8 protein-coding genes are annotated in these 13895 nt (G+C 73.3%); 7 read left to right on the top strand and 1 reads right to left on the bottom strand.

The genetic code is table 11. The features are described from left to right. Positions 1-370: 370 nt before the first annotated feature. From ACIQFX_RS05365 to ACIQFX_RS05350, 4 genes are all read left to right on the top strand, one after another. Positions 371-982 carry a response regulator transcription factor gene (locus ACIQFX_RS05365; protein WP_003948568.1) on the top strand — a complete coding sequence of 204 codons (612 nt, stop codon included), beginning with the start codon at positions 371-373 and terminating at the stop codon, positions 980-982. A gap of 243 nt (positions 983-1225) precedes the next feature. Then, complete coding sequence (locus ACIQFX_RS05360; RefSeq protein ID WP_402459126.1) at positions 1226-1828, top strand: sigma-70 family RNA polymerase sigma factor; 603 nt, start codon at positions 1226-1228, stop codon at positions 1826-1828. A 140-nt stretch (positions 1829-1968) separates the two neighbouring features. Then, complete coding sequence (gene guaB / locus ACIQFX_RS05355; RefSeq protein ID WP_402459124.1) at positions 1969-3471, top strand: IMP dehydrogenase; 1503 nt, start codon at positions 1969-1971, stop codon at positions 3469-3471. A gap of 106 nt (positions 3472-3577) precedes the next feature. Beyond that, complete coding sequence (locus ACIQFX_RS05350; protein ID WP_376490004.1) at positions 3578-4702, top strand: GuaB3 family IMP dehydrogenase-related protein; 1125 nt, start codon at positions 3578-3580, stop codon at positions 4700-4702. A 58-nt stretch (positions 4703-4760) separates the two neighbouring features. On the opposite strand, the gene ACIQFX_RS05345 is transcribed toward ACIQFX_RS05350, so the two are convergent. Continuing rightward, positions 4761-6002 carry a nucleotide sugar dehydrogenase gene (locus tag ACIQFX_RS05345; RefSeq protein ID WP_402459123.1) on the bottom strand — a complete coding sequence of 414 codons (1242 nt, stop codon included), beginning with the start codon at positions 6000-6002 and terminating at the stop codon, positions 4761-4763. 266 nt (positions 6003-6268) lie between these two features. Here ACIQFX_RS05345 and ACIQFX_RS05340 point away from each other — a divergent pair, with 266 nt between their 5' ends. From ACIQFX_RS05340 to ACIQFX_RS05330, 3 genes are all read left to right on the top strand, one after another. Then, the gene (locus tag ACIQFX_RS05340) at positions 6269-7975 is read left to right on the top strand and encodes a glycerol-3-phosphate dehydrogenase/oxidase (RefSeq protein WP_402459121.1); all 1707 of its coding nucleotides are present in this window, start codon (positions 6269-6271) and stop codon (positions 7973-7975) included. A gap of 234 nt (positions 7976-8209) precedes the next feature. After that, on the top strand, positions 8210-10576 hold the full coding sequence (locus tag ACIQFX_RS05335) for a serine/threonine-protein kinase (RefSeq protein WP_402459119.1): 2367 nt from the start codon (positions 8210-8212) through the stop codon (positions 10574-10576). 149 nt (positions 10577-10725) lie between these two features. Then, a complete protein-coding gene (locus tag ACIQFX_RS05330; RefSeq protein ID WP_402459117.1) occupies positions 10726-13872 on the top strand; it encodes a protein kinase in 3147 nt (1048 codons plus the stop codon). Positions 13873-13895 lie beyond the last annotated feature (23 nt).

Below are 13895 nucleotides of genomic sequence, written 5' to 3'. Positions count from 1 at the left end.
GGCTGGGTGGGTCCAGGTAGGTCTGGGTCGGTACACCTACTGTCGAAGTAGATGTAAATATGACTCATTGCGAATCTAGCCACAGACACTACGAAAAGGGAAGAAAACCCGCTAAATGGGGCATAGCTTTCCGTGAAGGGCGGATGACCTGCGGTGCTCTCCTCCGTGTGCGCACCCTCACGTAGAGTGCCGAAGGTCTCCGTCCGACCCGTAACTCTTTCGAGTGACCGTCGTTGAGAGTGCGGAGGCGGTTGAAGGAAGAAGCGATCGGGCAGGTGTCCGAGAGCGTCAATCGCACAGGTGACGATTACGTACAGCCCTGGAGGCTCAAGGTGACGCGCTACAGCTGCGAGAGCCGCGGAGGTCAGGCATGACATCCGTCCTCGTCTGCGACGACTCCCCGCTCGCCCGAGAGGCGCTCCGCCGCGCGGTCGCGACCGTGCCCGGCGTCGAGCGGGTGACCACCGCGGCCAACGGCGAGGAAGTCCTCCGCCGCTGGGGCGCGGACCGCTCGGACCTGATTCTGATGGACGTACGCATGCCCGGTCTGGGCGGCGTGGAGACCGTCCGCCGGCTGCTCTCCGCGGACCCCGGCGCCCGCATCATCATGCTCACCGTCGCCGAGGACCTCGACGGCGTCGCCCTCGCGGTCGCCGCGGGTGCGCGTGGCTACCTGCACAAGGACGCCTCGCGCGCCGAGCTGCGGGCCACCGTCACCCAGGCGCTCGCCGACCCGACCTGGCGGCTCGCCCCGCGCCGCCTCCGTTCGGCCGAGATGGGCGCCGCGCCCACCCTCACCGCACGCGAGATCCAGGTCCTCGAAGGCATGAGCCACGGCCGGTCCAACGCGGAGATCGGGCGCGAGCTCTTCCTCTCCGAGGACACGGTCAAGACGCACGCCCGGCGCCTCTTCAAGAAGCTCGGCGCCTCGGACCGAGCCCACGCCGTCGCGCTCGGATTCCGCTGGGGCCTGGTCCGCTGAACCCCAGGTCACCCGCCATGTCCCCGTCCGAGCCCGCGTCCGTCGCGGGGCGGACGGGGTCGGCTTGTGTCACTTCCCCGCCGGATGACGCATCCTTGAGATGTGGAGTTCCTCGGGGACGAGTCGATCGAGCGGGAGGGGAGGGCGCGGGAGATGGGTTCCGGCGCACCTGCTCATAACGCTTCGGTGCACAACTACGGACGCGGTGCCGCGGACGCGGAAGCGTCGGGGCACCATGGAGCGATGCGCGACGACGAGACCGTGAGGTCCCCCAAGCCCGCCGGGCAGGGGGAGATCGGCGCGCTCGTCGGTCGCGCGGTCGACGGCGACGCGCAGGCGACGCACGACCTGCTCGCACGGGTGCACCCGCTCGCCCTGCGGTACTGCCGCACCCGCCTCAACCGGCTGCCGGGCGACGCCCGGCACTTCGTCGAGGACCTGGCCCAGGAGGTCTGCGTCGCCGTCCTGATGGCGCTGCCGCGCTACAAGGACACGGGCAGGCCCTTCGAGGCCTTCGTCTTCGCCATCGCCGGACACAAGGTCGCCGACCTCCAGCGGGCCGCCATGCGGCACCCGGGGTCCACGGCCGTGCCCTCCGACGAGATGCCCGAGCGGCCCGACGACTCCCTCGGCCCCGAGGAGCGCGCGCTGCTCAGCGACGACGCCGAGTGGGCCAAGAAGCTGCTCGCCAATCTTCCGGAGAACCAGCGCGAGCTGCTGGTGCTCCGGGTCGCCGTCGGGCTGACCGCCGAGGAGACCGGGCAGATGCTCGGCATGTCCCCGGGAGCCGTCCGGGTCGCGCAGCACCGCGCGCTCAGCAGGCTGCGCGCCCTGGCCGAGCAGTAAGACTCGCCGGGGCTCGTCGTCCCTTTCGTACACGTGTGAACGTCCAAAGCTTTCCACGGATCTTGATCGTGGAATGAGACACGGTTCAAGCCCGTTAGCATGGACATCCCGCACCGATCAAGGCCATTTGGGAAGGTGTCATGACTGCCAACGTCGACGGAGTGCCCGAGAAATTCGCGACACTCGGGCTGACCTACGACGACGTGCTGCTCCTGCCGGGCGCGTCCGAGGTCCTCCCGAACGCGGTCGACACCTCGTCCCGCATCTCGCGCAACGTCCGCGTCAACATCCCGCTGCTCTCGGCGGCGATGGACAAGGTCACCGAGTCCCGCATGGCGATCGCCATGGCCCGGCTCGGCGGCGTCGGCGTGCTGCACCGCAACCTGTCCGTCGAGGACCAGGTCAACCAGGTCGACCTGGTCAAGCGGTCCGAGTCCGGCATGGTCACCGACCCCATCACGGTGCACCCGGAGGCGACGCTCGCCGAGGCCGACGCGCTGTGCGCCAAGTTCCGCATCAGCGGCGTCCCGGTCACCAACCCGGACGGCAAGCTGCTCGGCATCGTCACCAACCGCGACATGGCCTTCGAGAGCGACCGCAGCCGTCAGGTCCGCGAGGTCATGACGCCGATGCCGCTGGTCACCGGCAAGGTCGGCATCTCCGGCGTCGACGCGATGGAGCTGCTGCGCCGCCACAAGATCGAGAAGCTTCCGCTGGTCGACGACGAGGGCGTCCTCAAGGGCCTCATCACCGTCAAGGACTTCGTCAAGGCGGAGAAGTACCCGAACGCCGCGAAGGACTCCGAGGGCCGCCTGCTCGTCGGTGCCGCCGTGGGCGCCAGCCCCGAGGCCCTGGAGCGCGCCCAGGCGCTCGCCGCCGTCGGTGTGGACTTCCTGATCGTCGACACCTCGCACGGCCACAACAGCAACGCCCTGAGCTGGATGTCGAAGATCAAGTCGAGCGTGAACGTCGACGTGATCGGCGGCAACGTCGCCACGCGTGACGGCGCGCAGGCGATGATCGACGCCGGCGTCGACGGCATCAAGGTCGGCGTGGGCCCCGGCTCGATCTGCACCACCCGCGTGGTCGCCGGCATCGGCGTCCCGCAGGTCACCGCCATCTACGAGGCCTCGCTCGCGGCCCGTGCCGCCGGCGTCCCGCTCATCGGCGACGGCGGCCTGCAGTACTCCGGCGACATCGGCAAGGCGCTGGCCGCCGGCGCCGACACCGTGATGCTCGGCAGCCTCCTCGCGGGCTGCGAGGAGTCGCCCGGCGAGCTGATGTTCATCAACGGCAAGCAGTTCAAGTCGTACCGCGGCATGGGCTCGCTCGGCGCCATGCAGTCCCGCGGCCAGGGCAAGTCGTACTCGAAGGACCGCTACTTCCAGGCGGAGGTCACCTCCGACGACAAGCTCGTGCCCGAGGGCATCGAGGGCCAGGTGCCGTACCGCGGCCCCCTGTCCAACGTGCTGCACCAGCTCGTCGGCGGTCTCCGCCAGACCATGGGCTACGTGGGTGCCGCCACCGTCGCGGAGATGGAGTCCAAGGGCCGGTTCGTCCGGATCACCTCGGCGGGCCTCAAGGAGAGCCACCCGCACGACATCCAGATGACGGTCGAGGCGCCGAACTACAGCAGGAAGTAACACAGCGCGACGCGTGGGGGCGGTTCCGGCATGTGGCCGGAGCCGCCCCTCACGCTTGTGTCGGGGATACTGGTAGGCGCAGACGTAGAGGGAAAGGCCACACATCGTGACTGAGATCGAGATCGGGCGCGGCAAGCGCGGCCGCAGGGCGTACGCGTTCGACGACATCGCCGTCGTCCCGAGCCGGCGCACCCGGGACCCGAAGGAGGTCTCGATCGCCTGGCAGATCGACGCCTACCGATTCGAGCTGCCGTTCCTGGCCGCCCCGATGGACTCGGTCGTGTCGCCGCAGACCGCCATCCGGATCGGCGAGCTCGGCGGCCTGGGCGTCCTGAACCTGGAGGGTCTCTGGACCCGTTACGACGACCCGCAGCCGCTGCTCGACGAGATCGCCGAGCTGGACGAGGCGACCGCGACCCGCCGCCTGCAGGAGATCTACGCCGCGCCGATCAAGGAAGAGCTGATCGGGCAGCGCATCAAGGAGGTGCGCGACTCCGGTGTCGTGACCGCCGCCGCGCTCTCCCCGCAGCGGACCGCGCAGTTCTCCAAGGCAGTCGTCGACGCCGGCGTGGACATCTTCGTCATCCGCGGCACGACGGTCTCCGCCGAGCACGTCTCCGGCGCCTCCGAGCCGCTGAACCTCAAGCAGTTCATCTACGAGCTCGACGTCCCGGTCATCGTCGGCGGCTGCGCCACGTACACCGCGGCCCTGCACCTGATGCGCACCGGCGCCGCGGGTGTCCTCGTCGGTTTCGGCGGCGGCGCCGCGCACACCACCCGCAACGTGCTGGGCATCCAGGTCCCGATGGCGACCGCGGTCGCCGACGTGGCCGCGGCCCGCCGCGACTACATGGACGAGTCCGGCGGCCGTTACGTGCACGTCATCGCCGACGGCGGCGTCGGCTGGTCCGGCGACCTGCCGAAGGCCATCGCCTGCGGCGCCGACTCGGTCATGATCGGCTCCCCGCTCGCCCGCGCCACCGACGCGCCCGGCAAGGGCCACCACTGGGGCATGGAGGCCGTCCACGAGGACGTGCCGCGCGGCAAGCTCGTCGACCTGGGCATCGTCGGCACCACCGAGGAGATCCTCGCGGGCCCGTCGCACACCCCCGACGGCTCCATGAACTTCTTCGGCGCCCTGCGCCGCGCCATGGCCACCACCGGCTACAGCGAGCTCAAGGAGTTCCAGCGCGTCGAGGTCACCGTCGCGGACGCCCAGCACAAGCGCTGACCCGCACCGCACCCGCCCGAGGGGCCCCGCACCGATCCGGTGCGGGGCCCCTCGGCGTTCAGAGCCGGTGGGCCGCGCCGGCGGGGGTGGCGCCCCGGGTGTCGAGGAGGAGCTGGGCCTTCACCGAGAGGCCCTGGAGGTCGTAGGTGCGGTGCTGCTGGAGGAGGATCGTGAGGTCGGCGTGGGCGGCGGCCTCGTAGAGGGAGTCGGCGCGGGGGACGGGGAGCTCGCGGACGCGCCAGTCGGGGACGTGGGGGTCGTGGTAGCTGACGGCCGCGCCGAGGTCCATGAGGTGGCGGGCGATCTCGTCGGCGGGGGAGCCCTGCCGGTCCGGGAGGTCGGGCTTGTACGTGATGCCGAGGAGGAGGACGCGGGCTCCGCGGGCCGACTTGCCGTGCTCGTTCAGGAGGGTGGCGGCGCGCTGGACGACGTACCGCGGCATGCGCTCGTTGACCTGGCCGGCGAGTTCGACGAGGCGGAGCGGGCGGTGGGCGCCGACGGTGTCGACGGGGACGCCGTGGCCCCCGACGCCGGGGCCGGGGCGGAAGGCCTGGAAGCCGAAGGGCTTGGTCTCGGCGCAGCGGATGACGTCCCACAGGTCGACGCCGAGCTCGTTGCAGAGCACCGCCATCTCGTTGACGAGGGCGATGTTGACGTGCCGGAAGTTGGTCTCCAGGAGCTTGACCGTCTCCGCCTCGCGGGGGCCGCGTGCGCGTACCACCTTGTCGGTGAGCCGGCCGTAGAAGGCGGCCGCGGCCTCGGTGCAGGCGGCGGTGAGGCCACCGATGACCTTGGGAGTGCCGGCGAAGCCGTGGGTGCGGCGGCCGGGGTCGATGCGGCCGGGCGAGTACGCGAGGTGGAAGTCGCGGCCGGCGCGCAGGCCCGAGCCGGTTTCGAGGACGTCCCGCAGGAGGCCCTCGGTGGTGCCCGGCGGGACGGGGGACTCCAGGAGCACGGTGGTGTGGGGGCGCAGCCGTGCGGCGAGCGCGCGGGCCGCGTCGGTGACGGCGGTGAGGTCGAGGGTCCGGTCGGGGCCCAGGGGCGTGGGGGCGCAGAGGACGGCGGTGCGCACCCGGCCGAGTTCGGCGGGATCGGTGGTCGGCCGGAAGCTCCCCGAGAGCATGCGGCGGATCTCCGGGGTGGTGAGGGAGCCGTCGACGGGGGGACGACCGGCGGCGAGTTCGGCGACGGGGCGGGGGTCGGTGTCGTAGCCGATGGTGTCGATGCCTGCGGCGGTGGCGGCCTGAGCCAGGGGGAGTCCGTGGTGGCCGAGGCCGATGACGGCGAGATCAGCGGGCATGAGGGGTGGGCCGTCCTTCCCGGTGGCCGGAGGGAACGCGACGCGCAAACCCGGTGGACAGAACGGGTCGGACGCAATGTCAGACTAGGCGTAAATATGAACGATATGTGGCATTGTGCGCGCCAAGGTCGCCGAGTGTTATCCACAGGGTCGCGGCGAGGCGGTGGCTGAAGTCACCGGACCGGGACAGAATCAAGTCTGTGAGCCGGGCCACACACGGGCCCGGTTCGCGCGGAACAGACGGGGGACGACGGGAGGCAGCAGCCGTGAGGACAGCGACACTGGGACCCGCCGAGCGCGTCGAGGCGCTGGCGGCCATGGCCGAGCGCGAGCTCGACGTACTGGTGGTCGGCGCCGGGGTGGTCGGCGCGGGAACCGCGCTCGACGCCGTCACGAGAGGGCTCTCGACCGGCATCGTCGAGGCCCGCGACTGGGCCTCCGGCACCTCCAGCCGGTCCAGCAAACTCATCCACGGCGGCCTGCGCTACCTGGAGATGCTGGACTTCGCCCTCGTGCGGGAGGCGCTCAAGGAGCGCGGCCTCCTCCTGGAGCGGCTCGCACCCCACCTGGTGAAGCCCGTCCCCTTCCTCTACCCGCTCCAGCACAAGGGCTGGGAGCGGTTCTACGCCGGCTCGGGCGTCGCGCTGTACGACGCGATGTCCCTCTCCTCCGGCCACGGACGGGGACTCCCCGTCCACCGGCACCTCTCCCGCCGCAACGCGCTGCGGGTCGCGCCCTGCCTACGGAAGGACGCCCTCGTCGGCGCCCTGCAGTACTACGACGCCCAGATGGACGACGCCCGCTTCGTCACCACCCTCGTCCGCACCGCCGCCTCCTACGGCGCCAAGGCCGCCAGCCGGGCCCGCGTCATCGGCTTCCTCCGCGAGGGCGAACGGGTCGTCGGCGCCCGTGTCCAGGACGTCGAGGCCGGAGCCGCGTACGAGATCCGGGCGAAGCAGATCGTCAACGCCACCGGGGTGTGGACGGACGACACCCAGGCCCTCATCGGCGAGCGCGGCCAGTTCCACGTCCGCGCCTCCAAGGGCATCCACCTGGTCGTGCCCAAGGACCGCATCCACTCGACCAGCGGACTCATCCTGCGCACCGAGAAGTCCGTACTGTTCGTCATCCCCTGGGGCCGCCACTGGATCGTCGGCACCACCGACACCGACTGGGACCTCGACAAGGCGCACCCCGCCGCGTCGAGCGCCGACATCGACTACCTCCTCGAGCACGTGAACACCGTGCTCGCCACCCCCCTCACCCGGGACGACGTCCAGGGCGTCTACGCCGGCCTGCGCCCCCTCCTCGCCGGCGAGTCGGACGCCACGAGCAAGCTCTCCCGCGAGCACACCGTCGCCCACCCCGTCCCCGGCCTGGTCGTGGTGGCCGGCGGCAAGTACACGACGTACCGGGTCATGGCGAAGGACGCGGTCGACGAGGCCGTGCACGCCCTCGACCAGCGCGTCGCCCCCTGCGTCACCGATGACACCCCGCTGCTCGGCGCCGAGGGCTACCGGGCCCTGTGGAACGCGCGCGCCAGGATCGCCGCCCGCACCGGTCTGCACGTCGTCCGGATCGAGCATCTCCTCAACCGCTACGGCTCCCTGACGCAGGAGGTCCTCGACCTCGTCGCCGAGGACCCCGGCCTCGGCGAGCCGCTCGCCGCCGCCGACGACTACCTGCGCGCCGAGATCGTCTACGCCGCCTCGCACGAGGGCGCCCGCCACCTCGACGACGTCCTCACCCGCCGGACCAGGATCTCCATCGAGACCTTCGACCGGGGCACGCTCAGCGCCCGCGAGTGCGCGGAACTGATGGCGCCGGTCCTGGGCTGGGACGCCCTCCAGATCGAGAAGGAGGTGGAGCACTACGAGAAGCGGGTGGAGGCGGAGCGCGAGTCGCAGCGGCAGCCCGACGACCTGACGGCCGACGCCGCACGGCTCGGCGCGCCGGACATCGTGCCGATCTGACACCCGCTCCGCCGCCGACGGGTGCCGGCCCGCACCCGTCTGACAGGACGTCCGGGTCGTCCGCGTTCCGGCGGGAACCTCGGGGGTGCCCGAACGCGTCGTCATCCCGGAGTACGGACCCGGGGGCGCCGCCCGTCCCGAGGTGAGGGACAATGGGCTCTCTTCCAGGGCGGGTTACCGCATCGCGCGGGAAGCGGCAGACGCGGCGAATTTCAGGGATCGCAGAGGGGACGCATGTCGGAGGCGGAGCAGTCGCGGGACACGGCGAAGGACCCCGGGCGGGACGCCGCAGCGGGGGCCGCGACCGACGGCGACCGAGGAGCGGTCCCGGCCGCGCGTGAACCGGGGCAGGACGAGCAGGACGCGCAGGTCGGACGGGGTGCGCAGGGTCCCGAGGATGCGCGCCCCGAGCAGGACGCACAGCGCGCCGAGGGCGTCGGGGACGCCGTCGCGGACCCGCGGGCCGCGCAGGGCCCCACGGGCGCGGCGTCCGCCGCGGCGCCGGGTTCCGGCGCAGGCACCGGCCGCGCCGGCGACCCCCGCGAAGCTTCGGCACCGGCCCCCGCGCCCGTCGACGCCGCCGCGAACGGCCGGCTGCGGGGCACCGAACCGTCGACCGGACGGGCCGGCTTCGGCGCCGGGGACGGCGACGGCGAGAGCGGCCACCCGTCCGGCACCGGGCGCGCGACCGGCGGCGACAAGCTGCGCAAGGCCCCGGCGAACGAGGGACGGCTCCTCGCCGGCCGGTACCGGCTCGGCGTGGTCCTTGGGCGCGGCGGCATGGGCACCGTGTGGCGCGCGGTCGACGAGACCCTCGGCCGCACGGTCGCCGTCAAGGAGCTCCGCTTCCCCACCAGCATCGACGACGACGAGAAGCGACGCCTCATCACCCGGACGCTGCGCGAGGCGAAGGCCATCGCCCGGATCCGCAACAACGGCGCCGTGACCGTGTACGACGTCGTCGACGAGGACGACCGTCCCTGGATCGTCATGGAGCTCATCGAGGGCAAGTCCCTCGCGGACGCCGTGCGCGAGGACGGCACGCTCACGCCCCGGCGCGCCGCCGAGGTCGGCCTCGCCATCCTCGACGTGCTGCGTTCGGCGCACCGCGAGGGCATCCTGCACCGCGACGTGAAGCCGTCCAACGTGCTGATCGCCGAGGACGGCCGGGTCGTCCTCACCGACTTCGGCATCGCCCAGGTGGAGGGCGACCCCTCGATCACCTCCACCGGCATGCTCGTCGGCGCCCCCTCGTACATCTCCCCGGAGCGCGCCCGCGGTCACAAGCCCGGTCCGGCCGCCGACCTGTGGTCGCTCGGCGGACTGATCTACGCGGCGGTCGAGGGCAGCCCGCCGTACGACAAGGGCTCGGCCATCGCCACCCTCACGGCGGTCATGACCGAGCCGGTCGATCCGCCGAAGAACGCCGGACCCGAGCTGGAGCAGGTCATCTACGGCCTGCTCGCCAAGGACCCGGCCCAGCGGCTCGACGACGCCCGCGCCCGCGTCCTGCTGCGGGCCGTGCTCGACGCGCCCGAGGCGGCGCCCGCGACCTCGCCCGAGGTCACCACGGTCGTACCGCTGCCGCCGCGCCCCGAGGGGGTGCCGGCGCCGCCCGCCGTGCCGCCGACCCCGGCGGCCGACCGGAGTCAGGCCCCCGACGCCGCGGAGCGGATGCGGGGCGCCCTGAAGTCCGTACGCAACGCGGCGGCGTCGGCATCGGCGTCGGCGAAGCCCGACGCGGCGCGGAACGGCGGGAAGCCGGCGACGGCCCGCGCGACGCTGACCGACGTCGTCCCGCGCCGCACGCTGGTGATCATCGCGGCGGTCGCCGTCCTCGCCGTGCTCGGCACGATCCTCGCCGTCTCCCTCGGGGGCGGCGGCCAGAAGGACCAGGGCAAGGGGAGCGGGGGGACCACGGCGTCCGCCGGCGCCTCGGCCGGCGGCGACGCCTCCGGCGGGTCCGCGGGCTCCGACGGCGGCAAGGGCCAGTCGCCCGGCGGCCCCGGCCAGCAGGGCGGCGCGCAGCCCGGTGACACCAACTCCACCGGCGCCACCGGCGCGAACGGCACGACGGGGGCCGCGAACGGGTCGAACGGCGGCACCGCCAAGCCGTCCGGCAAGCCCGGCGGCGGCACGCAGCTGCCCGCCGGCTACACCCTCGTCACCAACACCCGGTTCCACTTCTCGATGGCGATGCCCTCCTCCTTCTCGCTCCGCTCGATAGCGGGATACGACTCCGGCGGGATCTTCAGCGAGAGCGGTGGCTTCCCGCGCGTCCAGGTCGACTTCAACAACAGCCCGAAGGACGACGCGGCCGCCGCGTGGGCCGCGGCCATGACCGGTGTCGCGGCCACCAGCAACGGCTACAAGCACATCGGCATCCGCCCCGTCTCGTACAAGGGCTACCCGACGGTCGCCGACTGGGAGTTCGAGCGGACGCAGAAGGGCGTGCGCGTGCACGTCCTCAACCGCGGCTTCAAGGTGGACGCCAAGCACGGCTACTCCATCATGGTCACCTGCAAGGCGGGTGAGTGGAACGGCGCGGAGTGCCGGACGCTGCGGGAGACGGCGTTCGCCACGTTCACGCCCAAGGACTGACCGGCGCCACGTATCGTGAGAGTTCGCGGACGGTACGCAGCCGAACGGAGTCGTTAACTGCACGGTGCCGGACCGGAATTGACGGACTCGCGTGATCCCTCCCGATCCCGAGGGGTCCACGGGGGACAGTGCGCGCGTGGGGAGGCGTCGTGGACGACTACGCGGGAAGGGTGCTCGCGGACCGCTACCGCCTGCCGCTGCCGCCGGCGGACGCGGACCCGTACGAGGACGCGTACGCGCTCGTGGAGACGCGCGCGTTCGACACGTACAGCGGGCAGGAGGTCCTGGTCCGCCAGGTGCCGCTGCCGGAGTTCGTCGACGCCGAGGTGCTCGACGGCGACGCCCGCCCCGCCGACCCCTACGGCGGCACGGGACGGGCGACCCGCCGGCCCGCCGAACCCGTCGTGCGCCGCGCGATCGAGGCCGCCCAGGCCGCCGCGCAGATCCCCGACCACCCCCTGCTCGACCAGGTCTTCGACGTCTTCGCCGAGGCCGGCTCACTGTGGACGGTGAGCGAGGTCGTGGCGGCCAGACCCCTGGCCGCGCTCCTCGCCGAGCGCCCCCTCACCCCGTACCGCGCGGCCGAGATCGGTGCCGACGTCCTCACCGCCCTGCGCGCGCTGCACGCCCACGGCTGGGTCCACCGGAACATCACCGCCCGCACCGTCCTCGTCTGCGACGACGGCCGGGTCGTCCTCACCGGCCTCGCGGTCGGCGCCGCCGAAGAGGCCCTCTGCGGCTACGCACCCGTCCCGACCGAGCCCGCGCCGCCCGGCTCCGAGCCGTTCGAAGCCGAGCCGTTCGAGGGCGCTCCGCCCGGCTCCGAGCCGTTCGAGGGCGCTCCGTCCGAAGCCGAGCCGTCCGTCGTCGAGTGGCCCGAGCCCGAGGAGGGCTACGGCTCCCAGCAGTTCGTACGCGAGGTGTACGAGGCCGAGGTCTACGAGGCGGAGCTGTACGACGAGCCCGGCCCGGACGGCCTGACGGGCGAGCGGCTCCTCGCGGGCGACGACGCCGGCACCGACCTGTACGGCGCCGGTCCCCATGCCGCTGACACCTATGCCGCCGGTCCGTACGACACCGACCCGTACGACACCGACCCGGACGACACCGACCGGTACGACACCGACCGGTACGGCATCGATCCGGACATCACCGACACCTATGACGGGGACCCGGACGAGGACGGCGACACCGGCTCCGGGCCGCGCGGCGACGGCGATGCCCACGGTGACGACCCCGCCGATGCAGACCCCGCCACCCCCTACGGCGCCGATCCCTACGGCCGTGCGTCCTCCGAGTCCGCCGTCACGACGCAGCCCGGGCCCGCACCGGTGTCGCCGACGCCGCCGACCGCCGACGTGCGGGCCGCGCGGGCCGGGGCCATCGCCGCGTACCGGGCGGGGGCGCGCGCCGCGGCGCGGCTCGGCGAGAGCGGGGCGCTGCCGGTCCAGCGTCCCGCGCCGCCGGAGCTGCCGCCGCCGCCCGCCGCGCCCGAGCCGCAGTGGTGGGCGCGGGTGGCGGACGACGACGAGGACGACGAGGACGACGACGAGACGTACGGCGGCCAGGGGCCGCAGCCGGGACCGCCGCGGATGATGCTGGCCGGCAGCTGGAGCGACGGCCCGCACGCCTCGCGGGACGCCTCCGGGCCCATCCCGGCCGGGGGCGGTTCGGTGCTGCCCGGTTCGGGGCGGCCGGCCCTGCCCGCCGGGTACACGGCCGCGACCCCGCAGCCGGCGCGCATCCCGAGGCCCGCGGGTGCCCGTGACGGCGACCGGGACGCCCACCGGGAGCCGGTCGCGGTGACGGCCGGGGAGTATCGCGGCCCGGCCACGCGGCTCGACGCCGAGCGGGCCCGGCAGACCCGGATCGCGGTCGTCGGCGCCGTGACCGAGCGCTGGGCGCCGGAGCAGGCGGGGCCCGTCCACGAGAACTGGCGCCTCGCGCCGCCCATCGGCCCCGCCACCGATCTCTGGGCGCTGGGCGCGCTGCTCTACCGGGCCGTCCAGGGGCACGCCCCCTACCCGGAGGACAGCGCGGCCGAGCTGGTCCAGCTGGTCTGCGCCGAGCCGCCGGCCTTCGCGGAGGAGTGCGGGCCGCTGCGCCCGGTCGTGGAGTCCCTGCTGCGCCAGGACCCCACCGAGCGGCCGGACTTCGAGGAGCTGCGCGGCTGGCTGCGCTCCCTGGTCAGGTCGGCGCCCGAGCCGGAGGCCGGGGTGGGCGTCGTGCCGCTGCCCTCCTTCGACGAGAAGCGGCTGCCGATCGTGCGCCGGCGCGGCGAGCTGGTGCGCCGTCGGCGCGGGGGAGCGGGGGCGGGCCGGCACCGCCACAAGCGCGGCAAGGACCCGCGTCCCGCGGACCGCCGCGAGGACGTCCACGAGCACGACTCCGCGTACGAGCGCGCGTACGAGCGCGGTCACACGTACGAGCGCGACCGGGCGTACGAGCGTGCGCCCCACGACGTACCGTCGGACCTCTCGGGCGACTTCCGGGAGGAGTACCGGGAGGCGTACCAGGAGGAGATCCCGCAGCGGGCTCCGCGCGCGCCCCGCGCACCGCGCGCCTCGTCCTCCAGGGGCCCGGACTCCCCGCGGTCCCTCGGCCGTACGCTGCTGGTCCTGGTCTTCCTCCTGCTCGGCGGGGCCGTGGCGTACGCGGTCCTCTTCATGCCCGGTGACGCGGAGACCCCCGACGCGCGGACCACGCCCACGACCGGCGCGCCGCCGTCGACGGCGCGGCCGTCCGCCGAGCCGTCGGGCGGACCGACCGGCGGGGCGACCACCGCTCCGCCCGCCGGGGCGACCACCGCTCCGCCCGCCGGGGACCCGTCGGCGCCCGCCCTCGCGGCCGGGTACACCCTGCGGCAGGACCCGGAGGGCTTCCGGATCGGGGTGCCGAACGGATGGCGGCGCAGCCCGATCAACGACGCCGGACAAGTCCGCTACACGAACGGCGACTTCACGCTGATCGTCGTACCGGGCCGGGACAGCGTCCGGGACAACGGCGGCGACCCGCTGGAGTACCAGAACAGCCGGGAGCGCGAGCTGGAGCCGTGGCGGGCGTCCAGCTGGTCGGGGGCGGAGCGCACGCGCCGGGTCGACGTCGGCAGGACGGCGACGGCCACGGGAAGTTACTGGTGGCTGGACGGCACGGGCCGCGAGGTCTTCGTCCGCAACCTGGCCCTGATCGACGGCGGCAGGTACCACGTCGTCCAGGTCATCGGCCCGTACGCCGAGCGCGACAAGGTCGGCGAGATCCACGACGAGGCGACGAAGGGGTTCCGGCCCGGGCGCTGAAGCGGAACGACTCCTACCGGCCC

This window comes from Streptomyces sp. NPDC093089 (genome assembly GCF_044754405.1).
Taxonomy (GTDB): Bacteria; Actinomycetota; Actinomycetes; order Streptomycetales; family Streptomycetaceae; genus Streptomyces.
Note: the sequence above shows the minus strand (reverse complement) of the source record. Positions and strands in the feature narration are given on the sequence as shown.

What these genes read in the sequence shown, in the direction of transcription:
- ACIQFX_RS05365 (WP_003948568.1), top strand. Translation starts at nt 371, where the DNA reads ATGACATCCGTCCTCGTCTGCGACGACTCCCCGCTCGCCCGAGAGGCG.
- ACIQFX_RS05360 (WP_402459126.1), top strand. Translation starts at nt 1,226, where the DNA reads ATGCGCGACGACGAGACCGTGAGGTCCCCCAAGCCCGCCGGGCAGGGG.
- guaB (WP_402459124.1), top strand. Translation starts at nt 1,969, where the DNA reads ATGACTGCCAACGTCGACGGAGTGCCCGAGAAATTCGCGACACTCGGG.
- ACIQFX_RS05345 (WP_402459123.1), bottom strand. Translation starts at nt 6,002, where the DNA reads ATGCCCGCTGATCTCGCCGTCATCGGCCTCGGCCACCACGGACTCCCC.
- ACIQFX_RS05335 (WP_402459119.1), top strand. Translation starts at nt 8,210, where the DNA reads ATGTCGGAGGCGGAGCAGTCGCGGGACACGGCGAAGGACCCCGGGCGG.